Here is a 25,634-nt window from a genome sequence, read left to right on the forward strand (position 1 = left end):
GAGCTGCATTGGGCCGCGGTCACCAAAGCACAAGGCAAATTGCCGGCCTTACTGCAACGACTACGCCAGCGCTTAATAGACCTGCACAATGAACAACGGCCCGGTGGTTCGCACGACCGGGCCGTTAAAGCCCTACCTCAACGCTATGCAGTCAAAGTTCTCAAAAGAGATCTTAACTGAACGGCATTAGCCCCTCCGGGCGGTTTTTTTATTGGCAGCCGTCTTCTGTTTGCAGCTGTATGCGCTTGCCGGCGTGAATTTCCTTGACTTTTCCGTCAACCATTACGTAGCGGATGGCCAGTTCGCGGTCGCCCGTTTCCACCATCAGCCAGTCGGCATGCTGGGGATGCGGCTTTACCGCGTCGCCATACACGCGCTGCAGCTTGGATGCCGGATCCCCGATCCGCACGCCGCGTTCGGTGCCATAGCCACTCGACACGTCGACACGCGCCACCACCTTTTTCACGAAGGTCACTTCAACGTTCGGGTAACGCTTGGAGCGCGCCACGCGACACACCTTGTTTTCAGTGATCATCGAGTCCGGTTCCAGGCCGCCAAAGGTCTTGCCCAGGTTCTCGTATTGGGCGCCCACCTTGTACGGACCCAGACCATCCGGTTTAATGACCCAGTTCGGCCCGGCCTGGGCACTTCCCGCCAGCGTCATTGCCAACGACAAAATCCACCACTTCACAGCAGCCTCCTTAAAATATTTACTCATGGAAACAGCATACTCTTAAGAGTGAAGTCACGCCAACACGAATTGCGGGCCATCCCATCCATACGGGCCATCCGCCGCGCCGAATGCGCGACACTGGCGGTCTCGCCGCGCGTGACCTGCACCGCCTCGGCCTTCCAGGCCGTAGCCGACAGGATAGCCGTAGCGTAAAAGTCGCGGCAGGCATTGCAATGGCAATGCGCGTGCGCCGCAGGCTCGCCCCGAAGTTCGAACGCGGCAACGCCGCACATGCATTCGGCCGTCGAGGTTCCAGTCATTCATCCTCCCAAAAACAAAACGGCCCCAAAGGGCCGTCTTATTGAAAGGTCGATCCGGCTTACGCGTAGCTGCGCAGGCGCATCGAGAACTCTTGCAGGGACTTGATGCCGGACGCTTCAGCGCGCTCGCACCAGTCTTGCAGCCTCTGCACCAGCTCTTCGCGGGACAGTTGCGAACGCTCCCACAGCACGCCAAGTTCCACGCGCATATTGTGCATGGTTTCCAGCGCCTTCGAGTGCTGGAACAGTTCCACCAGCTGCTGCTTCTGCGGGGCTTCCAGCTTGCCTGGTTCGCGCTGCAGCAGCTTGCGCGAAGACTTCAGGAAGCGCGTTTCGAGCTGCGGCTTGTCCTTCAGCTGCGCCAGTTCTTCTTTCCAGGCGTGCTTGACGGACTTGGCATACTTGGCCATGACGTCGTAGCGGTTGGCGATCACCGATTGCAGGGTTTCGAAATCAGCCTTCACCTTGGCCGGGTCAAACTTGGGCTTCGGAGGCATCTTCTTCACTTTGGCCAGGCCGATCATTTCCATGGCGCGGATATAGCCCCAGCCGATATCGAACTCATACCACTTGGACGACAGCTTGGCCGAAGTCGCATAGGTGTGGTGGTTGTTGTGCAGTTCTTCGCCGCCGATGATGATGCCCCAAGGGATGATGTTGGTCGCCGCATCGGAGCAGTCGTAGTTGCGGTAGCCCCACCAGTGGCCGATGCCGTTGATGATGCCGGCGGCGGTTACTGGGATCCACAGCATCTGCACGGCCCACACGGTAATGCCCTTGGCGCCGAACAGGATGAAGTCGAGGATCAGCAACAGCGCCACGCCCTGCCAGGAGAAGCGGGTGTACAGGTTCTTTTCGATCCAGTCGTCAGGCGTGCCATGGCCGTACTTCTCCATGGTTTCCTTGTTCTTCGATTCAGCGCGGTACAGCTCGGCGCCTTCCCAGAACACTTTCTTGATGCCCTTGGTAACCGGGCTATGCGGATCTTCTTCGGTATCGCACTTGGCATGGTGCTTGCGGTGGATGGCAGCCCATTCCTTGGTCACCTGGCCGGTGGTCAGCCACAGCCAGAAACGGAAGAAATGCGAAGGGATCGCGTGCAGTTCCAAAGCACGGTGCGCCTGGTGGCGGTGCAGGAAGATCGTCACGCTGGCGATGGTGATGTGGGTCAGGATCAGCGTCACGCCAACCGTTGCCCAGGCACTGATGCCGGTCACGCCATTGCTGATGAAATCGAGAACTGCGCTTAAATCCATTACAACTCCATTTGAGGTACTCCGAATAGGCGCAATTGTACGCGCATTCGCAGGTAATTAGAGGAAGGTTTTCCCGTAGGCACTGATTATTTTTTAGGCAGACTGCTCCGGCAGAGAACCGATCAGGCGGATCTCGCGTTGCGGGAACGGTACAGAAATCCCGTTTTCTTTCAAGGACTTCCAGATTGCCCGATTGACATCCGAGGTCACGCCGCCACGGCCGTTTTCCGGATCGGCGATCCAGAAAGCCAGCGCCAGTTCCAGGCCGTCGGCGCCGAAGGCTTGCAGCATGCCCGATGGCGGTTTGTCCTTCATGACACGCTCGATGGTGAGCGCAGCGTCTTCCATCAGCTTGAGCACGGCGTCGACATCGCTTTCGTAGCCGACTGTCACACGCGTGACGATCACCACGGCAGGATTGGTCAGCGAAGAGTTCTGCACCGCACCCGACACCAGCATTTCGTTCGGCACGATGGATTCCACGCCATCGGTCCCCTGCAGCACGGTATAGCGGGTATTGATCTGCGTGACCTGGCCGCTGTACTTGTCGACCGTGATCACATTGCCGATGGTCAGGCTGCGATCCAGCAAGATGATGAAGCCCGACACGTAATTGCTGGCGATCTTCTGCAAACCCAGACCCAGGCCGACACCCAGCGCGCCGCCGAACACCGACAGCACGGTCAGGTCGATGCCCACCAGCGACAGGCTGACCAGCACCGCAACCAGGATCAGCACCGCACGCCCCATGCGCGCGATCACCACGCGCAGGTTGGAGTGCATGGTGTGCAAATTCATCAAGCGCTCTTCGAGCGCCGCCCCGGCCCACATCGCCAGCAACAGCAGCACCACGACCGACACCGCCGCCTGCAAGATGGTGGCAATCGACACCTTGTGCTTGCCAAGCGGGACCAGCGTGTCGTCGAGGAAGTCAAAGAGGTCGACGTAGAAGCCGGTGATATACAGCACGAAGGCCAGCCACACCAGCAGCTGGAAAGCCTTCTCGAAATTCTGCATGCCCTCGCCCACTACCCCGCCGCGCGCAAACACGCGGCGCAGCAGGTAGAAGCCGAAGCGGATGACCGCCAGCGAACTGAAGATCGGCAGCGCCAGGTTGAACAGGTTCGTGTGCAGGTGGAAGCGGCCCAGCATTTTCTGCGAAGCCCACAACAGCACGACGACGGCCAGCGGGCCGACCACGCGGCCGAAGCTCTCCACGCCGAAGCGCGCCACATGATTGTTTGCAGTACGCGCCTTGACGCCGCGCCACAGCAGGCGCGACAAGCTCCAGCCCAGCAAAACAGACAGCACGATCGCGCCCAACTGCCACATCAGGCCCGGATCGCGCAGATCCCCCAGAAGATCATTCAGCAAATTCGCCAACGGCATCGTTCGACCTACTCCTTATGGTTCAGCCCGTGTCACACCATGGGGTCACACCCTAAGTGTGACACGGACCCAGCATTACTAAGGCTGCGCTCGTGTCACTCTCGGGGTGTGACCCCAAGGTGTGACACGGGCTGGGCTGTTACTCTTCGTCGGCCTTGGCCGGCTTGGCCATCGGCTTGCGTTCGAACACGGCGGCGAAGAAGCCGTCGGTCTGGTGTTTGTGCGGCAGCAGCTTGAGGTAGTCGCCCATTTCGAGGTTGGCGATCTTTTGCTCGGCCAGCACTTGGGACATCGGCACCAGCTCGAAATCCGGATGGGTTTCGATGAACTGCCTGGCGACAGCGTCGTTCTCTTCTTCCAGCAGCGAGCAGGTGGCGTATACCAGGCGGCCGCCGCCTTTGACCAGGCGCGCGGCGCCGTCCAGGATCGAGACCTGCTTCTCGTGCAATTCGCCGATCGCGCTTTCATCCTGGCGCCATTTGACGTCCGGATTGCGGCGCAGCGTGCCCATGCCCGAGCATGGCGCGTCCACCAGCACGCGGTCGATCTTGCCCGCCAGGCGCTTGACCTTGGCATCGCGTTCATGGGCAATGGCAACCGGGTGCACGTTCGACAGGCCGGAGCGCGCCAGGCGCGGCTTCAGCTTGGCCAAACGCTTTTCGGAGACGTCGAAGGCATACAGGCGGCCCGTGTTGCGCATCTGCGCCCCCAGCGCCAGCGTCTTGCCGCCGGCACCGGCGCAGAAGTCCACCACCATCTCGCCGCGCTTGGCGCCGAGGATCTGGGCCAGCAGCTGGCTGCCTTCGTCCTGCACTTCAATGGCGCCGGATTTGAACAGCGGCAGGTTTTGCAGCGCTGGCTTTTTCCGCAGGCGCAGGCCCAGTGGGGCGAACGGAGTCGGCTCGGCGACGATCGGCGCGGTCGCCAGTTCGGCCACCACGGCATCGCGGTCGGCCTTCATGGCGTTGACGCGCAGGTCCAGCGGCGCCGGGGTGTTCAGCGCATCGGCCATGACCAGGGTTTCCTCTTCGCCGTACTGCTTGACCAGCTTGTCGAACAGCCATTTCGGCATATTCGCGCGCATCGATTTGTGCAGCAGCGAGCGGTCGATTTCCAGCTGGCGCTTGAGCCATTCGGATTCGTCGTCCGACAGGCCCGGCAGCGCGTCGATACCGACCGCATCGGCCATGCCCAGCAGTACCAGGCGGCGCATGGTGGCGCCGCCGGAAACACCGGCTTCCGCGCGGTCGCTGAAGAAGGCTTTGTTACGCAGTACCGCGTACACCGCTTCCGCAATCGCGCCGCGTTCGCGGCCGCCCAGTTTCGGGTGCGCTTTGAAGAAGAACGACAAAGTGGTGTCGGCTGGCGCGCTGAAGCGCATGATTTCACGCAGAACGTTTTCGGCGCTGGTGAGGACGTATGGTGGCAAACGCATGATGTTCTTTCTTAATTAGTTGCGGTCAATATTGACCTTGCCATCCTCGACGCTCAAACGGCCTTCGACGAACCAGCGGATAGCACGCGGGTACATGACCCATTCCTGTTCCAGCACGCGCGCCGCCAATACGTCAGCGGTATCGCCCGGCAGGACAGGCACGGAGACCTGGTCCACCAGCGGGCCATGGTCCAGCTGCGCAGTCACGAAGTGCACGGTGGCGCCGTGCGTGGCTGCGCCCGATGCCAGGGCCTGCTCGTGCGTATGCAATCCTGGAAACAGCGGCAGCAGCGATGGGTGGATATTCAGCATGCGGTTTTCGTAGTGGCTGACAAAGCCCGGCGTGAGGATGCGCATGAAACCGGCCAGCACGACCAGGTCGGGGCTGAAGCCGTCAATGACTTCCTGCAGCGCAGCATCGAATGCTTCGCGGCTAGGGTAATCCTTGTTGCTGACTACTGCGGTCGGGATGCCGTGTTGGGCCGCAAATTCGAGGCCTTTGGCATCCGCCTTGTTGCTGATGACGGCGGCTATGCGGGCGGGCCATTGTTCGGCCTGGGCTGCACGGACCACCGCTTCCATATTGCTTCCGCGTCCGGAAATGAGGATGACGATGTTTTTCATGGCCGCCATTGTACCTGCTCAGGCGAGCCAACGCGACATTATGCTGCCCTGCAGCAAACTATGCAAGCGGGGAATGAAGGCTACTCGAACGAGTAAAAAACGCGGAATGGGACTTTCTTTTCGGCCCAGAAATCGGCCGCATCACGGAACACATCGAGCAGGCACTCGCGTGCTTCACGGTCAAATTTTTGCGTGTTTGGCAACTGTTCAAGCACCGTCAGGAAGCCAGGCTGCTCGCCTGCCTTGGCCATGGTTTCAGTCAGGGTTTCGCGCAGGGCGTCGAAATTCTTGGCGTGCGGTTTGGGGATATGGAAAGACTCGGCAATAATGCCCAGGACTTGCTGTTTGGTCAGGCCGGCATGGCAATGCGCGTACAAGAAATGCTGCCCCAGGCGCGCTGCCTCGTCCTGCAGCTCTGCCACGCGGAAGGCGCGAATAGACTGGACTAAATTAGGCGGCACAGTTATCAACAAACTCATCTTTCCCTCAAATCGACCTATCAAGTACGAGCCGCAGGCGGGTCAATGCGCCGGGGCCGGAGCTTTCGTTTCTCCCTGTCAATCTGATCCACGCCATAAGGGTAACGTGTTGTACTCTATGAATCAACCCGAAAGTGAGTCCTAACGCAAGTTTTGTTAAAAACTTACCATATTAACCCAAAAGCATGGGGTTACATTTTGTTGCCTTACTTCCCCCAAGGATACAAGCCTTGGCGTTACTATTTAGGCGTGCAATTCCCATTAAACCAAAGTGAACTGCCAAAAAGACAGAAACGAGGTATACAAAATGAAAACCAAAACTAAATTGTTTTTCGCAGCACTGAGCCTCGGCACCCTGCCGCTGGCGCACGCCCAGGCCATTGATTTCGAGGACTACGGCCGCGTCACCCGCGTCACGCCGGTGACCGAGCAGATCAACCGTCCACGCCAGGAATGCCGTACCGAATATGTCCAGGTGCAGCAGCCGCAGGAACGCGGCGTCGGGGGCAGCATCCTGGGCGGCATCCTGGGTGCGGCGGTGGGTAGCCAGGTGGGCGGCGGCCACGGCAAGACGGCCGCCACGGCGGCCGGCGCGATTGCCGGCGCCGTGATCGGCGACCGTACCCAAAACTCGAACGTGCAGCCAGGCGCGGTGCAGGAGCAGGCCGTGAAACAGTGCCGCATGGTCGATGCGTATGAAACCCGCACCACCGGTTATAACGTAGAGTACGATTATCGCGGTCGTACTTACACCAATTTCATGAGCCACGACCCGGGTCAGCGCATTCGCCTGCGCGTAAATGTTGAACCGATGAATAATTAAGTCCCGGGCCATCTCGGCCACCCGGACTGCCGGCCAGTAATGGCCGGCAGTTTTTATTTGTACGCTTGCTTGTGAGCAAGATAACGCGGGATAATGCCGCCATGCTGATTAAACGTAAATCCATCGAAAAAGAAGAGTCTTCGCGTCCGGCCACGCGAAAACCCAAGTTTGCGCCGGTCACGCTCTCCGAGCTGGATGGCGTGCGCTACCTGCATTTCGGCACCGAATGGGTGCAGGGGGCCATGCGCATCCGCAAGCCGGACTGGCCGGAACTGGAATACGCCCAGCAGATGATGGCCTGGATGCTGTGGCACGATGCGCCCGCCCATATTGCCCAACTGGGCCTGGGTACCGGCGCGCTGACCAAGTTCAGCTACAAGCACTTCCCTGCCGCGCAAGTCACCGCGGTGGAGCTGAACCCTTCGGTGATCAGCATCTGCTATTCCATGTTCAAGCTGCCCGACAATGACGGCCGCCTGAACGTGCTCGAAATGGATGCGATGGATTACGTCACCAACCCGGACCACCACGGCATGCTGGACGCGCTGCAGGTCGACCTGTACGACGCCACCGCGCGCGGCCCGGTGCTCGACACGGCCGAGTTCTACCAGGCTTGTGCCGCCTGCCTGAATGACGATGGCATCATGACCGTCAACCTGTTCGGCGACCATCCAAGCTACGCCAAAAACCTGAAAGCCATGAAGTTCGCCTTCCCGCAGGTGGTGTCGCTGCCGGAAGTCCATGACGGGAACGTGGTGGCGATCGCCTTCAAGACTCGCCGCAATATCGACGTGGCAGCGCTGGCCGATCGCGCCGCGCAAATCGTCGCCGAAACTAAATTGCCCGCAAAGTCCTGGCTCAAAGGACTGAAAGCCGCACTCGCATAAGGTCACACATGGCAAAAGCACTCGATCTTCAAATTATCTTCACCTGGCTGCTGGCTGATGGAATGGTCGAGAAAGCCGAAGTCAAAGGACTTTACGCGCAGGCGCAGGGCATCCTGCGCAACACGCCCGGCGCCATGCATCCCCTGAGCGCCGTCGCACACTGCAAACTGGTATCGGCCAAGAGCGGAAAGCTGCTGACGCTGGACGTGCTGACCGAATGGCTGGCACAGCGCGCCAAGCTGTCCTTCTACCGCATCGACCCGCTGAAGATCGACTTCACCAAGGTGGCGGACGTGATGTCGGCCAGCTATGCAGCACGCTTCAATATCCTGCCGGTGGAAATTACCCCGGACACGCTGACGGTGGCCACCGCCGATCCGTTCGCGCTTGAGTGGGAAGCGGAAATCGCCAAGGTCTCGCGCCGCATCATCAAGCGCGTGATCTCGAACCCGCTCGACATTTCCCAGTACACCTCGCAGTTCTTCTCGCTGGCCAAGTCGATCAAGCACGCCAACAAGAACACCGGCCAGGACGTCGCGCTGCGCAACAACTTCGAGCAGTTGGTCGAACTGGGCAAGATGAACAAGACGGTCGACGCCAACGACCAGCACGTAATCAACATCGTCGACTGGCTGTGGCAATACGCCTTCGAACAGCGCGCCTCGGATATCCACCTGGAGCCGAAGCGCGACCTCGGCACCATCCGCTTCCGCATCGACGGCGTGCTGCACCAGGTCTACCAGGTTCCCGCCGTGGTGATGATTGCGATGACCGCGCGTATCAAACTGCTGGGCCGCATGGACGTGATCGAGAAGCGCCGCCCGCAGGACGGCCGCATCAAGACACGCACCGCCGGCGGCCAGGAAATCGAGCTGCGCCTCTCGACCCTGCCGACCGCCTTCGGCGAAAAGCTGGTGATGCGTATCTTCGACCCGGAAGTGGTAGTGAAGACCTTGCCGGAACTGGGCTTCCCGGTCGACGATGCGAAACGCTGGGACTCGCTGACCAACCGCCCGCACGGCATCATCCTGGTCACCGGCCCGACCGGTTCGGGCAAAACCACTACGCTGTACACCACGCTGAAAACGCTGGCGACGCCGGAGGTCAATGTCTGTACGGTGGAAGACCCGATCGAGATGGTGGAAGCTTCGTTCAACCAGATGCAGGTGCAGCCCGGCATCGACCTCACCTTCGCCGACGGCGTACGCGCCCTGATGCGGCAAGACCCGGACATCATCATGGTCGGCGAGATCCGCGACCTGGAGACCGCGGAGATGGCAATCCAGGCCGCGCTGACCGGCCACCTTGTGCTGTCGACCCTGCACACCAACGACGCGCCCTCGGCCGTGATGCGCTTGCTGGAACTGGGCGTGCCCTACTACATGCTGGAGGCGACGCTGATCGGCATCATGGCGCAGCGCCTGGTGCGTACGCTGTGCGTGGACTGCAAGGAAGCAGGCGGCGAGCTGGCCGACGACCTCTGGCAAGGCCTGAGCGGCGGCTGGGACATCGGCAAGCCGGAGAAAGTGTACCGCCCGGTCGGCTGTCCGGAGTGCCGCCAGACCGGCTTCCGCGGCCGTACCGGCATTTACGAGCTGCTGACCACCAGCGAATCGTTCAACTCCATGTTGGAAGAGGAAACCGACATCACCGCCCTGCGCAAGCAAGCGGTAGCCGAAGGCATGGTCCCGCTGCGCATTGCCGGCGCCTACAAGGTGCTTGAAGGCGTGACCACCGCGGAGGAAGTACTTAAAGTGACCGCCATGCGCTAACGCAGAAAAAAGGGGCTTTGCAAACGCCAAAATCCTCGTATATAATACGGCCTCTTCGGGTCGTTAGCTCAGTTGGTAGAGCAGCGGACTTTTAATCCGTTGGTCGCAGGTTCGAGCCCCGCACGGCCTACCAGAATGAACAGGAAAGCCTCGTCTTAGGACGAGGCTTTTTTGTTTCCGCGCCGCGCCCTGTAGCTGTCGGCCGACTGATACAGCATGAGCCCATCGCCCCGCCCTTGTGCCTTGCCCAACCTGGGCCGCGTTCCTAGACTTGTGCCATTCCTCCACTGCGAATTGCACACCATGACTGAACTCCTGCCGCTGGCCACCTATTGCCTCGTCATGTCGGCCACGCCCGGTCCGAATAATTTCATGCTCGCCATTACCGGTGCAAACTTCGGCGGTCGCGGTGCCGTACCTGTCATTCTTGGCATCCAGGCCGGCGTGTTCCTGCAAACCATGCTGATGTGCGTAGGACTGGGAAGTGTCTTCGTAAGCTACCCATTGGCGCAACAGGTGCTGCGCATCGCAGGTGCGTTGTATCTCCTCTACCTGGCATGGAAGCTCAGCGGAGCATCCGTTGATGGAACCCAAGCCCCGAAAGCGGTGTCGTTCATCCAGGCTGCCATCTTCCAGGCGCTGAATCCCAAAAGCTGGCTGAAAGCCATCACCGTGGCATCGGTCTTCATGCCCGCGGGACAGGACACGGTTGCCAATGCGCTGCAAGCCTCCCTGATCGGTGCGCTGGTGGGAGCTCCATGCAATGCCACCTGGGCCCTGTTCGGCATGTCAATTCGCCGCTTGTTGAAAGAGCCGCGCATGCAGCGCGCCTTCAACTTATCCATGGGCGCCATCCTGTTCGTCCTGGCCCTGACGTTTTTGCGCTAGACTCCAAGGATGTTCTCCCTCGACCGCACCTCTCCCGTCGCCCTGTCCAAGCAGATTGAAGACCAGTTGCGACAGCTGGTCGAGAGGCGCGCGCTGCCCGGAGGTTCCAAGCTCATGTCTATTCGCCAGCTGGCCACGCAACTGGCGGTGAGCACGAATACCGTCGTACTTGCGTATGACCGGCTGGTCGCAGCAGGCATCATCGATTCGCATGGCACGGCGGGATTCTATGTCCGGGCAAGGAGTGAGGACGGCAGGTCGGCACCTGACGATGCGGCACTGGAAGCGGGCGAGGAACAGGAACCCGTCTGGCTTGTGCAACAGGCAAACGACCAGCGTGCCGGGGTACTGCTGGCCAGTAGCGGCGCTTTGCCGCCGACCTGGCTGCAAGACGCGGTACCGGCTACCGCAGTGCAAAGGGCAATCGCAAACAGTAGCGCCGGCATGGCTTCGCGCTGCCCGCCCCAGGGACTACCTGAATTGCGCGAGCACATTGCGCTGCTCTTGCAAGGCATCGGTGCCCCCATTGATGCAGGCCAGATCCTCACTACCTTTGGCGGCACCCATGCGATCGACCTGATTTGCCGCAGTTTCCTGCAACCCGGCGATACGGTACTGGTGGAAGACCCTGGGTTCTTCCTGATGTTCGGCAGGTTGCGTCAGGAGGGCATACGCCTGGTACCAATCAAGCGGCGCCCCCAAGGCCTGGACCTGGACGCATTGGAGGCCGCCTGCCGCGAGCACCGTCCCCGCATGCTGTTTGTGCAAACGGCCTTGCACAACCCGACCGGCTGGAGCAGCAGCGCGGCCAACCTGCACAGGGTTTTGATGCTGGCGCAGCAGTATGGCTTCCTGATCGCCGAGGACGACGTGCACGGCCACTTCCAGCAAGCCCAAAGCACCCGGCTGGCGGCGCTTTCCGGCCTCGATGGCGTCATTTACTATTCCAGCTTCTGCAAGGCGCTCAGCCCTGCGCTGCGCATGGGCTATCTGGCCGCGGCCCCTGCCCTTCTCAAAGTACTGATGCGGACCAAGATTCATTCAGTCATGACGACACCGGCGCTGAATGAATATGTGCTGCTCGAAGTGCTCAGGGCCGGCAACCTGCGCAAACACCTGGATCGACTGCAGCGCAAGATCATGGCTGCACGCAGCGCCAGTACGCGCCAATTAAGCGCGGCCGGCGTTCAATTCGAGCAGCCTGGCGACGCCGGCATTTTCCTGTGGGGCACCATGCCGGACGGCCTGGATGTTGACCTGCTGGTGCAAGACGCCTACCGCAACAAGATCCTGCTGACGCGCGGCGCCGCATTCTCGGCCAACGACGTTCCGGACCAGCACGTCCGCTTCAACGTGGCATTCAGCCAGCACCCGCGTCTTGGCAATTACCTGCAAGAGCGCCTGCAGGCTGTGGCGGCGGTGCAGGTCCGCTTCGCGCGGGCTTAACGGAAACGCTTCGGCTGGCGGCGGCGGTTGACGGCGTTCTGGTCCTGCAGGATGCTGTCCACCCGCGCCGAAGCGGAACGCGAGAGTTCCAGCGCCTGCGCCACGTCGGGGAAGAACTCCGGCAAGCGGTAACCGAGCCAGGCGTAGGCCGAGTAAAGGCGGCAGGCATCTTCCGCTTCCTGCAGGTTCATCCACTGCAGCGGGTTCTGCTCCGGATGCAGGTGCGTCACCCGCTGGCGCGACAGCGACACGCACCAATGTTCCCAGGCCTTCTGCAGCGTCACCACTTTGGACGAAATCGGCACCAGCGACAAGGTGAACTTGTCCGCCACCGACAGCGGCAAAATGTCCAGCCATTCGGCGCGTTCGAACTGCTCTTCCGTGATGCGCGGGAAGAAGAAGCCATCCGGCACGTCGATATTGTGGACGAAGCGCTTGAGCAGGCGCGCCAGCGAATCCTCGCCGGTGACGGAGGCGATGCGGTGCAGGTGCTCCAGCGTCGGCGCCACGGCGAAGCCGGTGGCTTTCAGCGGCGGCAGCTTTTCCTTCAGCAGCGAGCGCATCACGCCATGGGTCTCGTCGTCGTAGCCGGCCACATGGCCTTCCTCGTGCACGCCGTAGCGTCCTGCCCGGCCGGCGATCTGGCGCGCCAGCGCGGCGGGGATCTCCTCTTCCTCGTAGCCGTTGTACTTGACGGTGGTGGTCATCACCACGCGCTGGATCGGCAGGTTCAGTCCCATGGCGATGGCGTCTGTGCCCACCACCACGTCGGCATGGCCGTCGCGGAAGCGTTGCGCCTGCGCGCGCCGCACTTCCGGCGACAGGTTGCCGTACACCGTGGCCACCGACAGGCCGGCCTCGGTCACCATATCACGCCACATCAATACCTCGCGGCGCGAGAAAGCAATAACGGCGTCGCCCTTGCGCAGTCCTTTCAGTTTGCGCACGGCGGACGGCTCCATCGTCAGCGGCGCCTTGCGCTTCAGGATGTGGACCTCGATCTCGCATTCCAGGCGCTCGGCCAGCGCTTCCACCGCACGGCGTGCTTCGGCTGCGCCGACCAGGTAGACCGTGCGTGCCGGCGCACCGCAGACGGCGGCCGTCCAGGCAGCGCCGCGGTCGCGGTCGGACAGCATCTGGATCTCGTCGATCACGGCCACTTCGACCTGGCTGCGGGTATCCAGCATTTCCACCGTGCTGGCGACATGGGTGGCGCCTTCCTCGATGCGGCGCTCTTCGCCGGTCACCAGGCTGACCTTCAGGTCTGGATCGGAGGCTTGCAGGCGTTCATAGTTCTCCAGCGCCAGCAGGCGCAGCGGGGCCAGGTAGACGCCGCTGCGCGCTTTCGCCAGGGCTTCCATCGCCTTGTGGGTCTTGCCGGAGTTGGTCGGTCCAAGCAGCGCGATGAATTTGCGCGGCAGGCGGCGCGCCACCTCAAAGGTATCGGGATACTCGGCCAGGTTGATGCTTTGCCGCGTGCGTTCGGCGTGGCGCTCTTCGCGATGGCGTTCCACCGCATGCTCCAGGCGCTGGCGGATACGGTCGAAGACCACGTCGGCGGGCTCGGAAGTCTGCATGTCTTCCAGCGCATGCAGGAAATCCATCGGCCGCATGCCGTAGTCGTCGCATTCCTCGCGCAAATCAGCGGCGAAGGCGACGACATCGCTATGCAGCGCAGACTGCGCCGCTTCACCGCCACGTTCCAGCAGCAGGGCTGCGCGCCCTTCGCGCTCCAGCTTGCGCCATTTGGATGGCTTGGCCAGCACGCCTTGCTGCGGCACCAGGTCGTAGGGAATGTGCAGGCCGTCCAGCTCCACAGAACCTGTGAAGCGCAGGAATACGCGGCCTTCCTGCTTTGCCAGTTCGATGCCGCGGGCCGCAAGACCCAGCTCAGTCACCAACTGTTCGTCGTCGTCAAAATCTGTCATGGCGGGACGATTATAGCGAATGGCGCAGCCACGCTAGTTCCAGATCCGGTAGACCCAGTAAGTTTCGTCTTCCAGGCCGCGGCGCAGGATTTCCGAAGGGCTAAGGCCGCTGATCTCGCGCGCTTCGCGGCTCATATGCGACTGGTCGGAATAGCCGCCAAGCTGCGCCATGTCGCCGAGTGAGACTTTGCCTTTCAACGAGGCATCGCGCGCGGCGATGAAGGTCTGCTCGGCGCGATAGGAGCGGCGCAGGCGGCGCAGCGGCTGGCCCGCCCATTCGCGGATGCGGCGTTCGGCCATGCGTACGCTGCGGCCGATGCCAGCCGCGGCAGCCTGTCCCTCCAGGCGGCGCACCCAATCGCCCACCGCGCCATCCAAGCTGCCCTCGCCTCGCACAGCGCGCCAGCGCGGCTCAAGGAACTCCTCCAGCAAAGCCACGCGCGTTTCGTCGTCGGGGGCAGTGAGCATTTGCGACGCAAGTTGCTGCCACCCGTTGTCAAGCAATACGCTGATCGGCTGGAACTGGTCGACGATGGTGCTCATATCGATTCCCGTCAGGCGATGCAGCGCTTCGGGAAAGAACAGCACGGTCATGAAATGCGTCGGCCCAGGATTGCTCGACACCGTTGGCCCGGTCCACGCGCCGGACAGTAGCACCCCGCCTTGCGGGCACTTCACGTCAGGCATCGGCGGCTCGACCATCACCGATTCGCCTACCAGCTGCAGGAACAGCACCGGGAAACCCGTCGCGGGATAGCGGTTCAGGCGCTGCTCATCGGGCAGCTCGCAGCCGACGGTGCTGCGCACGACGATCGCACGCAGGCAGGAAGCGAGCGAACGGCGCGGTGCAATGAATTTACTAATCGGCAACATGCGCAACATTGTAGCGCGATGTCGCAAATGTTCAAGACCGCACCGCACGGCCCGCGCATACTGGCCAACATGGATACCACGACCGCCCCAGCCTCCGGCGCCCTGCGCCAGCTCTCCGACCTGCCCGGCCCCAAAGGGCTGCCCTTCCTCGGCAATGCCTTGCAGCTGCGGCCGCGCAAGGTGCACGCTGACGTCGAGGCCCTGGCGCAGCAATACGGTTCCCTGTTCCGCCTGAGCATAGGCCGCACGCAGGCGCTGGTCGTTGCCGACGCGGCGCTGGTCAACGGCGTCCTGCGCGACCGGCCGGATGGCTTCAGGCGTCCCGACGTCACAGCCCAGGTTTCGGACGAAATGGGCGGCGAACGCGGTGTCTTCCTGGCGGAAGGCGCCGCCTGGCGCAACCAGCGCAAGATGGTGATGCAGGCGTTTGCGCCGCATGCGATCAAGGCCTACTTCCCATTGCTGGCACGGGTCGGCGCACGCCTGCAGGCACGCTGGGCAGGGGCGGCGCAGGAAGGCCACCCGGTCGCCCTGAATGCCGACCTGAAGCGCTACACGGTGGACGTGATCGCCGGCCTGGCTTTCGGCGAAGAGGTCAACACCATCGAACATGGCGACGACGTGGTGCAGCAGCAGCTTGAGCTGATCATGGACGGCACGGCGCGCCGTTCGCTGCTGCCGATTCCCTACTGGCGCTATATCAAACTGCCCTACGACCGCAAGCTGGAGGCTGCGGTGCTGGCCATGCGCGAGGCGACCAACGGCTTTATCGCCAAGGCGCGCCAGCGCATGCAGGATGATCCCGCGCGCGCCGAACGGCCGCAGAATATGCTGGAAGCGATGCTGGCGGCGGCCGACCAGGAAGGCAGCGCTATCGACCACGCCGCGGTGGTGGGCAATGTCAGCACCATGCTGCTGGCAGGCGAAGATACGACGTCCAGCGCCCTGTCGTGGCTGATATGGCTGCTGTCACGCCATCCGGCGGCGCTGCAGCGCGCGCAGGCCGAAGTGCGCCGCGTTGCGCCCGATCCTTCCGGCTTTACCATCGAGCAGATGGACCAGCTGGAATACATCGACGCCTGCGCCCACGAAGCCATGCGCCTCAAGCCGCCGGCGCCTTTCATTCCGCTGCAGGCAAACCGCGATTGCGTGGTGGGCGACGTGCAGGTGCCGAAAGACAGCGTGGTCTGGTGCGTGCTGCGGCACGACAGTGTGGCGGAAACGAAGCTACGCAATGCGGCGGCATTCGACCCGCTGCGCTGGCTCGATGGCAGCAACGCGCGCCAGTTGGCGATGCCGTTCGGTTCCGGGCCGCGCCTCTGTCCGGGGCGCTATCTGTCGCTGCTGGAAATCAAAGTAGCCATGGCTTGCCTGCTGGGGCGCTTCGACCTGGTCTCCGTCGAAGGCGACAGCGAGGAATACCACGGCTTCGTCATGTCGCCAGGCGCTTTGACGATGCGGCTTTCGCCAATAGCTGGATAGTCAGCGCGAACACAAAGGCGCAGAAGAAGGACACTGCAACGGCCTGCGCACGCAGCAGCAGCGAGATCGCGACGCAGAACGCAGCGAAGGCGAAGTAGCCCAGCATCGTACCGCGCAGCAGTTGCACAGCGCTGTCGCGGCCTGCCTGCACGTGGGTGAAACCGACCAGCACCGTCCCCATCACCGGAAACATGGCGAAGAAGCCGCTCAGGCGCGGGCCAAGGCCGGCAGCGGCCGCGCTGACCGACATGACCAGCACCGCACCGGCCAACATACGCCACGGCAGGTCGCTACGGCGGCGCACTGGCTGCGCGGCGGTCGGGGCGGCTGGTGCCGGCGCGCGCGGTGGAAACAAGCGCGGAGCGGCCAGCAACGCTGCAACAACCGCCAGCGCGGCAAACGGCAATGGCAGCCGAACCGACTGCAGGCCGGCCACCGCCAAGGCCCAGGCGCCCAGCGCGAGCGGCATCGCTCCCGCCACGCCCGTCCGGCCGGATGCCCACGCATACGCCAGGCTGAAGGTAATCATTGCCAGCACGGCCAGCAACGTCCCTTCCGCCGCGCTGGCGGCAAACCCGGGACCCTGTTCCAGCGAAATCGCCAGCAGTATCGGCCCGGCGACGATGGGGAAAGCGGAAAGCCAGCCCGCAACAGCAGGCCCCCAGCGCCGCCCAGCCAGCGTGACGGCATAAATCAGTGAAGGAACGAGGAATAGCTTCAAGGCGAGGATGGCGTTCATGGGGCGCGAGTCTAGCACGGGCGCCCTTTGTAACAGGCAAGTAACAGCACGTTGACATGGACCAGCCGATTCCTCACTATCCTCGCTCCATTGAATCAAAGAAGACCGTGCAATGATTGCAACCAAATTCCTTCCCAAGCTCACTTCCCTGCTGATCCTTGGCGCATGCGCCGGCCTGGCCCAGGCCGCTGCGGCCGAACCGGCCAGGCACGCCATCACCCACGAAGACGTGTGGCTGATGAAGCGCGTCGGCGCTCCGCAGCCCAGCCCGGACGGCAAGTGGGCCGTGTTCTCGGTCACCGATCCCGCCTACGACAGCAAGGAACAATGGTCCGACATCTGGATCAAGTCGCTGGTGGACGACAGCGCGCCGCGCCGCCTGACCTTCAGCAAGGGCGGCGAATCCGCACACGCATGGTCGCCGGATAGCCGCTTCCTGCTGTTCGTCGCCAAACGCGAAGGCGACGAAGTATCGCAGGTCTACCGCCTGGACGTTGCCGACGGCGGGGAAGCGCAGCGCATGACTACCCTGACGCTGGGCGCGCGCATGCCGAAATGGAGCCCGGACGGCAAACAGATCCTGTTCGTCAGTGAAATCTTCCCCGGCACCACTGATGAGGAAGCAGTGAAGAAAGTCGCCAAGGAACGCAAGGACCGCAAATACAGCGCCCGTGCCTACGAGTCATTCCCGCCGCGCTTCTTCGACAAATGGCTGGACGACAAGAAGGTGCGCCTGTTCGTGATGGATGCACAGCCTGAAGCCAAGCCGCGCGACATCCTGGCCGGCAGCAAGCTGGCCGACCTGCCGGGCTTTGGCGGCAGCCAGGGCGACGATGGCCAATCCGTGAACGCAATCTGGACGCCGGACGGCAAAGGCGTGGTCTTCGCTGTTTCCACCAACCGCGATGAAGCCGCACGCGCTTCGACCTTCACCCAGATCTACAGCGTACCGGCAAGCGGCGGCGAGCCGGCCCAATTGACCAGAGACATGCGCAGCTACCACGACCTGCGCTTCTCCCCCGACGGCAGAACCCTGCTTGCGCTGACCGAAGAAGAAGTGCCGAACAAGGTGTACGACCTGACCCGCGTGGCCAGCTTTGCCTGGCCCTTCACTGGCGCGCAGCCGAAGATCCTGACCCAGGACCTGGACCGTTCGATTTCGCGCATCGCCCTGCCAGGCGACGGCAAGCGCATCTACTTCTCCTTCGAGCATGCCGGCCTGGAAAAGGTCAATTCGATGAACTACGCCGGCGGCGACAAGCGCGAAGAACCGTCGCTGCCGAACGGCTCGATCAACGCGCTGAACGCCGGCGGCAAGGCACTGGTGGGCGTATGGGAATCGGCCATCAACCCGCCGGAGATCTACTCCTTCAACGGCACACCGAAGCGCCTGACCTCCTTCAACGTGGAGAAAGCCGCAGCCATCGACTGGCAGGCGCCCGAGCACTTCTGGTACAAAACCCCGGACGGCCGCCAGATCCACAACATGATCGTGAAACCGGCAGGCTTCGACCCGAACAGGAAATATCCGCTGTTCGCGGTCATCCACGGCGGGGCTGCGAATATGTGGCGCGACCAGTTCGTGCTGCGCTGGAACTACCACCTGCTGGCCAAGCCAGGCTATGTGGTGCTGCTGACCGACTACAAGGGCTCCACCGGCTACGGCGAAGAATTCGCCCGCTCCATCCAGCACGACCCGCTGAAGGGCCCGGGCGATGAGATCAATTGGGCGGTCGACGAAGCGATCCGGAAGTTCCCGTTCATCGACAGCGGCAAACTGGCAGCCGGCGGCGCAAGCTACGGCGGCCACCTGGCCAACTGGCTGCAGGCCACCACTACCCGCTACAAGGCCATCGTGTCGCATGCCGGAGAGATGGACCTGGTGATGCAATGGGGGACCAGCGACAGCATCTACGGCCGCGAAGTCAATGGCGGCGGCCCGGTGTGGAGCAACCTGCCGGTATGGCGCGAACAAAGTCCGATCATGCAGGGCGCGAACCACGAAAAAGGCACCGGCTTCAAGACGCCTATCCTGATTACCGTGGGCGAACTGGATTACCGTGTACCCGTCAACAACGCGCTGATGAACTTCGCAGCACAGCAGCGTTTGAATACTCCTAGCAAGCTGGTAGTATTCCCGGACGAAAACCACTGGATCCTGAAAGGCGAAAACAGCCGCTACTTCTATAACGAAGTGCACGGCTGGCTCGCCAAATACCTTAATTAGAAGGAGTAGTAAAAGATGACGGTTGCAAACTGGTGTATCGCCGCGGCCTGCGTGCTGCCAATGATGGTCGCGATGACGTCGAAAGTCGCGTCGGTCAAGGGCAAGGACCGCTACGACAATACCGAACCACGCGATTGGGCCAGCCGCCAGGCCGGCTGGATGAAGCGCGCCAATGCTGCACAGATGAACGGCTTCGAAGCACTGCCGCTGTTCATCGCAGCCGTTATCCTCGCGCAGCAAGCGCATGCGAACCAGGACCGCGTCGACATCCTCGCGATGTCCTTCGTCCTGATTCGCGTGACCTACAGCATCATCTACATCAGCAACCTGGCCACCTTGCGCACGGTGGTGTGGTTCGCCGGCATGGGCGTCAGCCTGGCGATCCTGGCCCAGTCCTGAGCGCGCTCACGCTCGATTACGCGGCGCTGGCTGCCACTGGCGCCGCTACGGCGGCAGGCCGCAGCCGGATCGCCAGCACCATCAAGCCGGCAACCAGGCAGGCCGCGCCCGCTGTGAACAGCGCCGGATTGTAGGTCAACAGCAGCGTACGCACCTGCCCTGCCCCGAACGCAGCCACCGCAGCGCCCAACTGGTGGGCTGCGAAAATCCAACCGAATACCATGCCGGCTTTCTCCTTGCCGAAAGTCGTCGCGACCAGGCGCACGGTCGGCGGCACGGTGGCAATCCAGTCCAGGCCATAGAACATGGCGAATACCGACAGGCCATACAGCGTGAATTCCGAGTAAGGGAGCCACAGCAGCGACAGGCCGCGCAAGCTGTAGTACCAGAACAGCAGCTTGCGGTTGTCATAGCGGTCCGACAGCCAGCCGGACAGGATGGTGCCAATCAAGTCGAAGGCGCCCATCATGGCCAGTACCGAAGCGGCAGGCACCGGCCCCAGGCCGGCGTCGCCGCACAGGGAAATGAAGTGGGTCTGGATCAGGCCATTGGTACTCAAGCCGCAGATGAAGAAGCTGCCGGCCAGCAGCCAGAACACCAGGCTGCGCGACGCTTCGCGCAAGATGCGGAACGGGGTGGCGAAACCGATCGCCATCGGCGCCGCTGCCGCGCCTGCGGGCTGGGTTGCACCAAACGGCAGCTGGCCTACATCCGCAGGACGATTACGCATCAGGAAAAACACGGCAACGGCGATCACGCCGCACGCCACCAGCACCGGCAGCACCGCCATGCGCCAGCCGAAATGCTCCACCAGCCACGCTCCGACCGGCAGGAAGATCAACTGCCCCGTTGCCGAGCTGGCCGTCAGTAAGCCAACCACCAGGCCACGGCGCGCTTCGAACCAGCGATTGGACACCACCGCGCTCAAGACCAGCGCCGTCATGCCGGAGCCTACGCCCAGCATCACGCCCCACAACAGCACCAGGTGCCAGAACTGGGTCATCCCCAGCGCCAGCAGAGAGCCGGCCGTAACCAGACTAAGCGCCGTCACCACCACCTTGCGCAAGCCAAAGCGCTCCATCAGGATGGCTGAAAAAGGCCCCATCAAGCCAAACAGGGCAAAGCGCACCGCCAGCGCTGACGATATCTGGTCAACTCCCCAGCCGAATTCCTTGCTCAGCGGCTGCAGCAGCGCCCCCGGTAAGCCGAGTGCCGCCGACGAAGCCAGCCCGGTCAGGAAGGTCAAGGCAACGATGACCCACGCGTAGTGGATGCCGCGGCGTTGCAACCGCTGGGAGAGGGTATGTGCAATCATGCGACTCATGTTAGATTATGATCGTCATAAATGCAAGGAAAAGAAAAGCCGGCACGCGGCCGGCCTTTCTTCGGCGCCAGGCGCCGGCTTATTTCTTGATTTGCAGGGAAGATTTCACTTCCTGCACGCCCTCGATCTTGCGAGCGAGTGCGATTGCTTTGTCAGCTTCCGCTTTCGATGGCACGAAGCCGCTCAGCATGACGATACCCTTCTGGGTTTCCACGTGAACGTCCATGGCCTTGACCAGCGGGTCGGCTGCGTATTCAGCCTTCACCTTGGTGGTGATCATGGTATCGGACATCGCGGTGCGGGTGTCGGCAGTGGCCTCGCGCGTTGCGGCACGGGTGTCGGCAGCTGCATCACGGGTGGTGTTGGCCAGGTTGGTGCCGGCTTCACGCGCGTCCTGGGCTAATACAGCCGTGGTACTGGTGGTGCCGGCATTTGCCAGCGCGGTTTTATGGGCAGATTTGGCATCCGACTTGCAGGCCGACTTGGCCGAACCGCTCATGTCATCGCAACGTTCCTTGGCCAGGTCATACTCGGCATCGGCCAGTTTGCGCTGGGCTTTATCGACGTCCTTGGCCGTGTTCTGGTGCTGCCTGGTCGCATCCAGGATCGCGCGAGCTTCGGCTACTTTGGCTTCATCTTTGCAGATGTCTTCGGCATTGCCTTTCAAGCTCTTGCAATTGTCCTTAGCAACCTTGTAGTCGGATTCAGCCTTGTCTTTCGCCGCTTTGTAGGCGTCGTTATCGGCAGCCTGCGCGACAGCGAACGAAGTACTGAACAGGGCAGCCAGCGAGATACACAGAATTTTCTTCATGGTTAGTCCCCTTTAGGATGGTTTGCATGGCGATTACACGCCTCCCGGGAACTATTTTCTGTGCGCGACCGAACACAGTCGGGTTATTGCTCGTCTTTAAGTAAGCCTTTGCCCCACAGCACGCGTGCCTGTTCGAAAGGATTATGTTCGCTCGAGAACACAGCGCCGTCGCTGGCAAGTTGCAGCCATGCGCGCGTGTTGTGTGAGCCATGCTCGACAGGCTGGCGCACCTGCATCAGCCAGGCATGGACTTGCTGGTATTGCGCGGCATTGGCGCGTTGCGTCCAGGCCAGCGCCACCAGGTCGGAAAGGGCCTCTTCACGGCGGGTATCGCGCATTGCTTTCGACATCGCTTGCAATTCCGGATTGTCGAGCTGCTCATGCGGGCCTTCGACAAAGCCGGCAGGCAATACATGCCAGTTGCCCTGCGCCTGGCGCCAGCAATGGCCGACCTCGTGCGCGGTAATGGCTTCGATCAGGAATTTCTGTTGTTCAGCAGGTACACCGGACAGGACTTCCTCCGCTTGCGGGTTGCCGCGCATGGAGAACACCAGTTTGCAGCGGCCATCGGCAAAGCCCATGGCGAGCGGAACATCGTTCGGGCCAGCTTGCGGCTGCACCATGATATCGATAGGGAGTTTAAGTTCCTGCCTGGCGTAGGCCAGCACGGGCGAGCCGGCTTGCAGCCAACGCGTTTCGGTTTCGGTCAGCTGGGCAGCCCCGGCAGAGGCAGCGAAGAAGGACAGCAGGATTGGCAGGCTCAGCTTCATAACAAAACTCCGGTAACTGGATTCAACTATACATGCCTTACGGCAAGCTGTTACCGGAGTTTCTGGGCTGTTACAAAATATTGGCTGAGCTAGTCGACAAGTTTATTTTGCCAGCAAGGAGTTGGCAGTCGGGAAAGATGGACGAATGTCATTCGGGACTTTCTTCATCTTGTCCAACGCCTTCTGCACATCGGGGCGGATCACCACATACTTCGCCATCATGTCCTTGGCGCGCGCGTAATCGCCTGTGGCTTCGATAGTGAGGAACTCACGGTCAAGATCGGTCACAGCCTGTTTGATCTTCTTGAAATCGACCGAGAAAGTGCCATCGCCGTACGACACGAAGCCGCCCTTATCCAGCAGGTAGTTGACCTGGATCGCCATGCCGCGCGCATGCGAGTCGGTCAGGCCGAAGTGCAGCGTACGGAAGGCCGATGCCAGGAAGGTGGTGTGCAGCTTGCGCTCCGCCGACTCGCCCTGCCCCAGCGTGTCGTTCAACTGTCCCTTCTCCATCATGTACATCAGGGCGTACAGGCCGGTGATGTCGGCTTTCGCCTCCTCGATGGTGGAATAGGCTTCTTTCAGGTCCTGGCGCGGGGTCGATTCGGTAGCGCCGGCCTTGGTGATGTGCGGGCCCAGGCCGTGCGTGATTTCATGCGCCAGGATATGGGTGAAGAAGGAATTGAAGTCCAGGTCCTTCTGGTCCGCTGCACGCAGCACCAGCTTGGCGATCGGGGTCAAAGTGGCCTTGAATTTTTCCTCCTGCACGTTCTTCAGCATCACGCGCTTGGAGCCCCGCCGGCTGATGATGCGTTCATCGTTCGGCAGGTTGTAGGCGGCCGTCTGCACGCCCATATTGCCATCGCCCGCACCGTAGACCTGGTTCACCACCACCATCGGCGCCACCGCGCCGACTTTCGGGTTGCGGTATTGCGGATCGAGCGGCAGGTTGTCTTCCAGCTCCTGCATATGCTTGGCGAAGAAGTCCAGCTTGCGCGTTTCCTTTTCGTCGCGGATGTTCACATAGGCTTCGAAGGCGGCCTTGTAGCCGAATAGCTCGTCGTTATAGGTTTCGTAAGGGCCGATGGTGACGTCGACCGGCGAATCCAGGTCCATCCAGGCGAAATCGGATGGCAGGTAGTCGTTGGACAGGAAGGCATCCGCGCGCAGGTCGAGGAATTTCTTCAGCGATGCGTTGCTGGTGGCGGCAGAGGCTTCCTTCAACAGTTTGGACAGTTTCTCCAGCTCCGGCTTGTATTCGTCCGAATATTTGACGGTCTTGAACTTGCCGTCATCGCCCTTGCGGATGGTGGTGAAGAACCACTGCGCTTCCTGCTTCTGTGCAGCAGGCAGGCCATTGATCCACGCTTCCACTTCCTCCTTGCTGGCGCCTTCCGGATAGAAGTTGGCGGCGGCAGGCTTCTGGCCAGGCACTTTGATCCCCGCTACTTCCTCAGGCAGGAAGGACTTGTGCTCGTCGAGGATGGACCATGGGCCTTTGTTCAGCCAGAAGTACTCGGCGCGCGCCTTGCCCAGCGCCGACTTATCCTTTTGCAGCGCAGCGTACAAGGCTTCGTTGCCGGACCAGCGCTGGCGCAGCTGCAAGGTGTCGACGATCTTCGCCGCTTCGATCAGCTTCTTGATCGCCTGGCGGTCGCCGGCCGAAAGCTTCGACGTATCGGCTTTCAGCTGCACCGGCGCGTAGCGCTTGGTCATCTTCTGCAGCTCGGCGACATCAGCGGGAGCAGCGGCAGCGCCAGCGCTGGCAAGCGCCAGCACCAAGGGGGTCAGGAGGTTTTTCATGTGGCCTTTTCTCTACAGTTAAAAGGAAGGCCACATTGTATGCCTGCGTCTACCAGGCGCGGTAGGTTTTTCCGGATTCTGCGCCATCCACGCAACGGCTGTAGGCACGGGCCACGCGACTGGCCTGAACCGGCTCGAAGCCATAAAACAGCGACTCGAATTTTTCCGCCGACTCCTCCAGCAGCGAAGGATTGACCACGTTGATGCGCAGCCCGCGCGGCAGCTCAATCGCCGCGCCGCGGGCAAAGCCCTCGATGCCATGGTTGACGGCGACCGTGTTGGCGCAGCCGCGCAGCGGGTTGTGCGCATCGACGCCGCTGGTCAAGGTGATCGAGCCGCCATCGTTCAGCGCGTGCTGCGCGACGAGCGCCACGTTCACCTGCCCCATCAACTTCGAAGCGAGGCCGATGCGGAACTGATCGTGCGTCATCTCCTGCAGTGGACCGACATGGAGCGCACCTGCCGCCACCACCACATCGTCCACCCTGCCCGCTTCCGCAAACAAGGCCCGAACCGAAGCGATGTCCTCGATCGCTACGCGATGATCGCCGCCGCTGCGGCCAGCAGTGATCACGCGATGCCGCTTGCCCAGCTCCCGCACCACGGCGCTGCCGATGGTGCCGCTGCCGCCAATTACCAGGACCGAACGCATTACCATACGCGGTAAGTCTTGCCGTTTTCCGCACCTTCCACGCTGCGGCTGTAAGCCAGCGCCACGCGCTTCACCGGCACGGTTTCGATGCCGTAGAAGTAAGGACCGTAAGCATCCACCGACTCATTGACCAGGGTCGGGCTGATGACGTTGATGCGCAGGCCGCGCGGCAGCTCGATGGCAGCGCCGAGCACGAAGCCTTCCACCGCAGCGTTGACCGCGCTGGCATTGGCGCCGTAGCGGATTGGCTGCTCGGACAGGATGCCGCTGGTCAGGGTGATCGAGCCGCCGTCATTCAGGTACTTCTGTGCAGCCAGCGCCACGTTCACCTGGCCCATCAACTTGGAATTCAGGCCGGTGTAGAACTGCTCCGCGGTCATTTCCTGCAGCGCGCCGAAGTGCACATCGCCGGCAGCCACCACCACCCCATCCACCTTGCCGACTTTTTCGAACAGTGCCTGCACCGAAGCCGGTTCCTCGATCTTCACCTGGTACTGGCCGCTGCTGCGGCCAACGCTGATCACTTCGTGGCGCAAGCCCAGTTGCTCCACAATGCCTTTGCCGATGGTGCCCGAAGCGCCGATAACGATGATCTTCTTCATGTTGAATCTCCTGTTGGGTTTCGAAGTGAAGC

At 61.8% G+C, this 25,634-nt stretch carries 24 protein-coding genes, 1 tRNA gene and 1 pseudogene; 10 read left to right on the plus strand and 16 right to left on the minus strand.

Features of this window, described 5'->3' with window-relative positions; all coding sequences use genetic code 11:
- Positions 1-180: pseudogene (locus tag ASE26_RS31550) on the plus strand (DDE transposase); the annotation flags it as partial.
- Positions 181-208: 28 nt separating this feature from the next.
- Here the strand turns inward: ASE26_RS31550 and ASE26_RS15450 are convergent.
- From ASE26_RS15450 to ASE26_RS15480, 7 genes are all read right to left on the minus strand, one after another.
- A complete protein-coding gene (locus tag ASE26_RS15450) occupies positions 209-691 on the minus strand; it encodes a hypothetical protein (RefSeq protein ID WP_156397987.1) in 483 nt (160 codons plus the stop codon).
- 23 nt (positions 692-714) lie between these two features.
- Complete coding sequence (locus ASE26_RS15455) at positions 715-993, minus strand: GFA family protein (protein WP_057246522.1); 279 nt, start codon at positions 991-993, stop codon at positions 715-717.
- A gap of 59 nt (positions 994-1,052) precedes the next feature.
- The gene (locus ASE26_RS15460) at positions 1,053-2,249 is read right to left on the minus strand and encodes a fatty acid desaturase (RefSeq protein ID WP_055930413.1); all 1,197 of its coding nucleotides are present in this window, start codon (positions 2,247-2,249) and stop codon (positions 1,053-1,055) included.
- Between the two features lie 93 nt (positions 2,250-2,342).
- Positions 2,343-3,638, minus strand: a complete 1,296-nt coding sequence (locus ASE26_RS15465) for a mechanosensitive ion channel family protein (protein ID WP_055930410.1) — start codon at positions 3,636-3,638, stop codon at positions 2,343-2,345.
- Between the two features lie 139 nt (positions 3,639-3,777).
- Positions 3,778-5,073 (minus strand): RsmB/NOP family class I SAM-dependent RNA methyltransferase, encoded by a 1,296-nt coding sequence (locus ASE26_RS15470; protein ID WP_055930407.1) that lies wholly within the window; start codon positions 5,071-5,073, stop codon positions 3,778-3,780.
- Positions 5,074-5,088: 15 nt separating this feature from the next.
- Positions 5,089-5,697 (minus strand): phosphoribosylglycinamide formyltransferase, encoded by a 609-nt coding sequence (gene purN, locus ASE26_RS15475; RefSeq protein ID WP_055931830.1) that lies wholly within the window; start codon positions 5,695-5,697, stop codon positions 5,089-5,091.
- Positions 5,698-5,777: 80 nt separating this feature from the next.
- Positions 5,778-6,176 (minus strand): barstar family protein, encoded by a 399-nt coding sequence (locus tag ASE26_RS15480; RefSeq protein ID WP_055930404.1) that lies wholly within the window; start codon positions 6,174-6,176, stop codon positions 5,778-5,780.
- Positions 6,177-6,483: 307 nt separating this feature from the next.
- Between ASE26_RS15480 and ASE26_RS15485 the strand changes: the two genes are divergently transcribed.
- The 6 genes from ASE26_RS15485 to ASE26_RS15510 all read left to right on the plus strand — a co-directional run bounded on the left by ASE26_RS15485 (position 6,484) and on the right by ASE26_RS15510 (position 11,992).
- On the plus strand, positions 6,484-6,999 hold the full coding sequence (locus ASE26_RS15485; RefSeq protein ID WP_055930401.1) for a glycine zipper 2TM domain-containing protein: 516 nt from the start codon (positions 6,484-6,486) through the stop codon (positions 6,997-6,999).
- A 101-nt stretch (positions 7,000-7,100) separates the two neighbouring features.
- On the plus strand, positions 7,101-7,886 hold the full coding sequence (locus tag ASE26_RS15490) for a spermidine synthase (protein WP_055930398.1): 786 nt from the start codon (positions 7,101-7,103) through the stop codon (positions 7,884-7,886).
- An 8-nt stretch (positions 7,887-7,894) separates the two neighbouring features.
- Positions 7,895-9,658 (plus strand): GspE/PulE family protein, encoded by a 1,764-nt coding sequence (locus ASE26_RS15495; protein WP_055930395.1) that lies wholly within the window; start codon positions 7,895-7,897, stop codon positions 9,656-9,658.
- A 57-nt stretch (positions 9,659-9,715) separates the two neighbouring features.
- Positions 9,716-9,791, plus strand: a tRNA-Lys gene (locus tag ASE26_RS15500).
- A 170-nt stretch (positions 9,792-9,961) separates the two neighbouring features.
- Entirely contained in the window at positions 9,962-10,546 is a 585-nt protein-coding gene (locus ASE26_RS15505) for a LysE family translocator (protein ID WP_055930392.1), read from the plus strand.
- 9 nt (positions 10,547-10,555) lie between these two features.
- Positions 10,556-11,992 carry a PLP-dependent aminotransferase family protein gene (locus tag ASE26_RS15510; protein ID WP_055930389.1) on the plus strand — a complete coding sequence of 479 codons (1,437 nt, stop codon included), beginning with the start codon at positions 10,556-10,558 and terminating at the stop codon, positions 11,990-11,992.
- On the opposite strand, the gene ASE26_RS15515 is transcribed toward ASE26_RS15510, so the two are convergent.
- Complete coding sequence (locus ASE26_RS15515) at positions 11,989-13,920, minus strand: helicase-related protein (protein WP_055930385.1); 1,932 nt, start codon at positions 13,918-13,920, stop codon at positions 11,989-11,991. The genes ASE26_RS15510 and ASE26_RS15515 overlap by 4 nt on opposite strands.
- A gap of 33 nt (positions 13,921-13,953) precedes the next feature.
- On the minus strand, positions 13,954-14,793 hold the full coding sequence (locus ASE26_RS15520; protein WP_229207135.1) for a helix-turn-helix domain-containing protein: 840 nt from the start codon (positions 14,791-14,793) through the stop codon (positions 13,954-13,956).
- A 27-nt stretch (positions 14,794-14,820) separates the two neighbouring features.
- Here ASE26_RS15520 and ASE26_RS15525 point away from each other — a divergent pair, with 27 nt between their 5' ends.
- A complete protein-coding gene (locus ASE26_RS15525) occupies positions 14,821-16,275 on the plus strand; it encodes a cytochrome P450 (RefSeq protein ID WP_229207134.1) in 1,455 nt (484 codons plus the stop codon).
- On the opposite strand, the gene ASE26_RS15530 is transcribed toward ASE26_RS15525, so the two are convergent.
- Positions 16,226-17,014 (minus strand): hypothetical protein, encoded by a 789-nt coding sequence (locus ASE26_RS15530; RefSeq protein WP_055930382.1) that lies wholly within the window; start codon positions 17,012-17,014, stop codon positions 16,226-16,228. The two genes, ASE26_RS15525 and ASE26_RS15530, sit on opposite strands and share 50 nt — an antisense overlap.
- A gap of 112 nt (positions 17,015-17,126) precedes the next feature.
- Between ASE26_RS15530 and ASE26_RS15535 the strand changes: the two genes are divergently transcribed.
- Positions 17,127-19,241 carry a S9 family peptidase gene (locus ASE26_RS15535; protein WP_055930379.1) on the plus strand — a complete coding sequence of 705 codons (2,115 nt, stop codon included), beginning with the start codon at positions 17,127-17,129 and terminating at the stop codon, positions 19,239-19,241.
- 15 nt (positions 19,242-19,256) lie between these two features.
- A complete protein-coding gene (locus ASE26_RS15540; protein WP_055930376.1) occupies positions 19,257-19,640 on the plus strand; it encodes an MAPEG family protein in 384 nt (127 codons plus the stop codon).
- 16 nt (positions 19,641-19,656) lie between these two features.
- Here the strand turns inward: ASE26_RS15540 and ASE26_RS15545 are convergent, their stop codons facing one another.
- From ASE26_RS15545 to ASE26_RS15570, 6 genes are all read right to left on the minus strand, one after another.
- A complete protein-coding gene (locus tag ASE26_RS15545) occupies positions 19,657-20,955 on the minus strand; it encodes an MFS transporter (protein ID WP_057246523.1) in 1,299 nt (432 codons plus the stop codon).
- A gap of 88 nt (positions 20,956-21,043) precedes the next feature.
- Complete coding sequence (locus ASE26_RS15550) at positions 21,044-21,775, minus strand: BON domain-containing protein (RefSeq protein WP_057246524.1); 732 nt, start codon at positions 21,773-21,775, stop codon at positions 21,044-21,046.
- 83 nt (positions 21,776-21,858) lie between these two features.
- Entirely contained in the window at positions 21,859-22,545 is a 687-nt protein-coding gene (locus tag ASE26_RS15555; protein WP_055930367.1) for a hypothetical protein, read from the minus strand.
- A gap of 102 nt (positions 22,546-22,647) precedes the next feature.
- On the minus strand, positions 22,648-24,348 hold the full coding sequence (locus tag ASE26_RS15560; RefSeq protein ID WP_055930364.1) for a DNA mismatch repair protein MutT: 1,701 nt from the start codon (positions 24,346-24,348) through the stop codon (positions 22,648-22,650).
- Positions 24,349-24,397: 49 nt separating this feature from the next.
- On the minus strand, positions 24,398-25,000 hold the full coding sequence (locus ASE26_RS15565; RefSeq protein WP_055930361.1) for a short chain dehydrogenase: 603 nt from the start codon (positions 24,998-25,000) through the stop codon (positions 24,398-24,400).
- The gene (locus ASE26_RS15570) at positions 25,000-25,602 is read right to left on the minus strand and encodes a short chain dehydrogenase (RefSeq protein WP_055930358.1); all 603 of its coding nucleotides are present in this window, start codon (positions 25,600-25,602) and stop codon (positions 25,000-25,002) included. The genes ASE26_RS15565 and ASE26_RS15570 overlap by 1 nt, the downstream gene beginning before the upstream one ends.
- Positions 25,603-25,634: the final 32 nt, after the last annotated feature.

The organism is Duganella sp. Root198D2 (assembly GCF_001428585.1).
GTDB lineage: Bacteria > Pseudomonadota > Gammaproteobacteria > Burkholderiales > Burkholderiaceae_D > Rugamonas.

Bases quoted from the DNA above. Each gene is read 5' to 3' on its own strand.
- ASE26_RS15515 (WP_055930385.1), bottom strand. From the start codon at position 13,920: ATGACAGATTTTGACGACGACGAACAGTTGGTGACTGAGCTGGGTCTT.
- ASE26_RS15555 (WP_055930367.1), bottom strand. From the start codon at position 22,545: ATGAAGCTGAGCCTGCCAATCCTGCTGTCCTTCTTCGCTGCCTCTGCC.
- ASE26_RS15545 (WP_057246523.1), bottom strand. From the start codon at position 20,955: ATGATTGCACATACCCTCTCCCAGCGGTTGCAACGCCGCGGCATCCAC.
- ASE26_RS15520 (WP_229207135.1), bottom strand. From the start codon at position 14,793: ATGTTGCCGATTAGTAAATTCATTGCACCGCGCCGTTCGCTCGCTTCC.
- ASE26_RS15570 (WP_055930358.1), bottom strand. From the start codon at position 25,602: ATGAAGAAGATCATCGTTATCGGCGCTTCGGGCACCATCGGCAAAGGC.
- ASE26_RS15490 (WP_055930398.1), top strand. From the start codon at position 7,101: ATGCTGATTAAACGTAAATCCATCGAAAAAGAAGAGTCTTCGCGTCCG.
- ASE26_RS15465 (WP_055930410.1), bottom strand. From the start codon at position 3,638: ATGCCGTTGGCGAATTTGCTGAATGATCTTCTGGGGGATCTGCGCGAT.
- ASE26_RS15470 (WP_055930407.1), bottom strand. From the start codon at position 5,073: ATGCGTTTGCCACCATACGTCCTCACCAGCGCCGAAAACGTTCTGCGT.
- ASE26_RS15535 (WP_055930379.1), top strand. From the start codon at position 17,127: ATGATTGCAACCAAATTCCTTCCCAAGCTCACTTCCCTGCTGATCCTT.
- ASE26_RS15505 (WP_055930392.1), top strand. From the start codon at position 9,962: ATGACTGAACTCCTGCCGCTGGCCACCTATTGCCTCGTCATGTCGGCC.
- ASE26_RS15480 (WP_055930404.1), bottom strand. From the start codon at position 6,176: ATGAGTTTGTTGATAACTGTGCCGCCTAATTTAGTCCAGTCTATTCGC.
- ASE26_RS15510 (WP_055930389.1), top strand. From the start codon at position 10,556: ATGTTCTCCCTCGACCGCACCTCTCCCGTCGCCCTGTCCAAGCAGATT.
- ASE26_RS15525 (WP_229207134.1), top strand. From the start codon at position 14,821: ATGTTCAAGACCGCACCGCACGGCCCGCGCATACTGGCCAACATGGAT.
- ASE26_RS15565 (WP_055930361.1), bottom strand. From the start codon at position 25,000: ATGCGTTCGGTCCTGGTAATTGGCGGCAGCGGCACCATCGGCAGCGCC.
- ASE26_RS15495 (WP_055930395.1), top strand. From the start codon at position 7,895: ATGGCAAAAGCACTCGATCTTCAAATTATCTTCACCTGGCTGCTGGCT.
- ASE26_RS15455 (WP_057246522.1), bottom strand. From the start codon at position 993: ATGACTGGAACCTCGACGGCCGAATGCATGTGCGGCGTTGCCGCGTTC.
- ASE26_RS15460 (WP_055930413.1), bottom strand. From the start codon at position 2,249: ATGGATTTAAGCGCAGTTCTCGATTTCATCAGCAATGGCGTGACCGGC.
- ASE26_RS15550 (WP_057246524.1), bottom strand. From the start codon at position 21,775: ATGAAGAAAATTCTGTGTATCTCGCTGGCTGCCCTGTTCAGTACTTCG.
- ASE26_RS15540 (WP_055930376.1), top strand. From the start codon at position 19,257: ATGACGGTTGCAAACTGGTGTATCGCCGCGGCCTGCGTGCTGCCAATG.
- purN (WP_055931830.1), bottom strand. From the start codon at position 5,697: ATGAAAAACATCGTCATCCTCATTTCCGGACGCGGAAGCAATATGGAA.
- ASE26_RS15560 (WP_055930364.1), bottom strand. From the start codon at position 24,348: ATGAAAAACCTCCTGACCCCCTTGGTGCTGGCGCTTGCCAGCGCTGGC.
- ASE26_RS15530 (WP_055930382.1), bottom strand. From the start codon at position 17,014: ATGAACGCCATCCTCGCCTTGAAGCTATTCCTCGTTCCTTCACTGATT.
- ASE26_RS15485 (WP_055930401.1), top strand. From the start codon at position 6,484: ATGAAAACCAAAACTAAATTGTTTTTCGCAGCACTGAGCCTCGGCACC.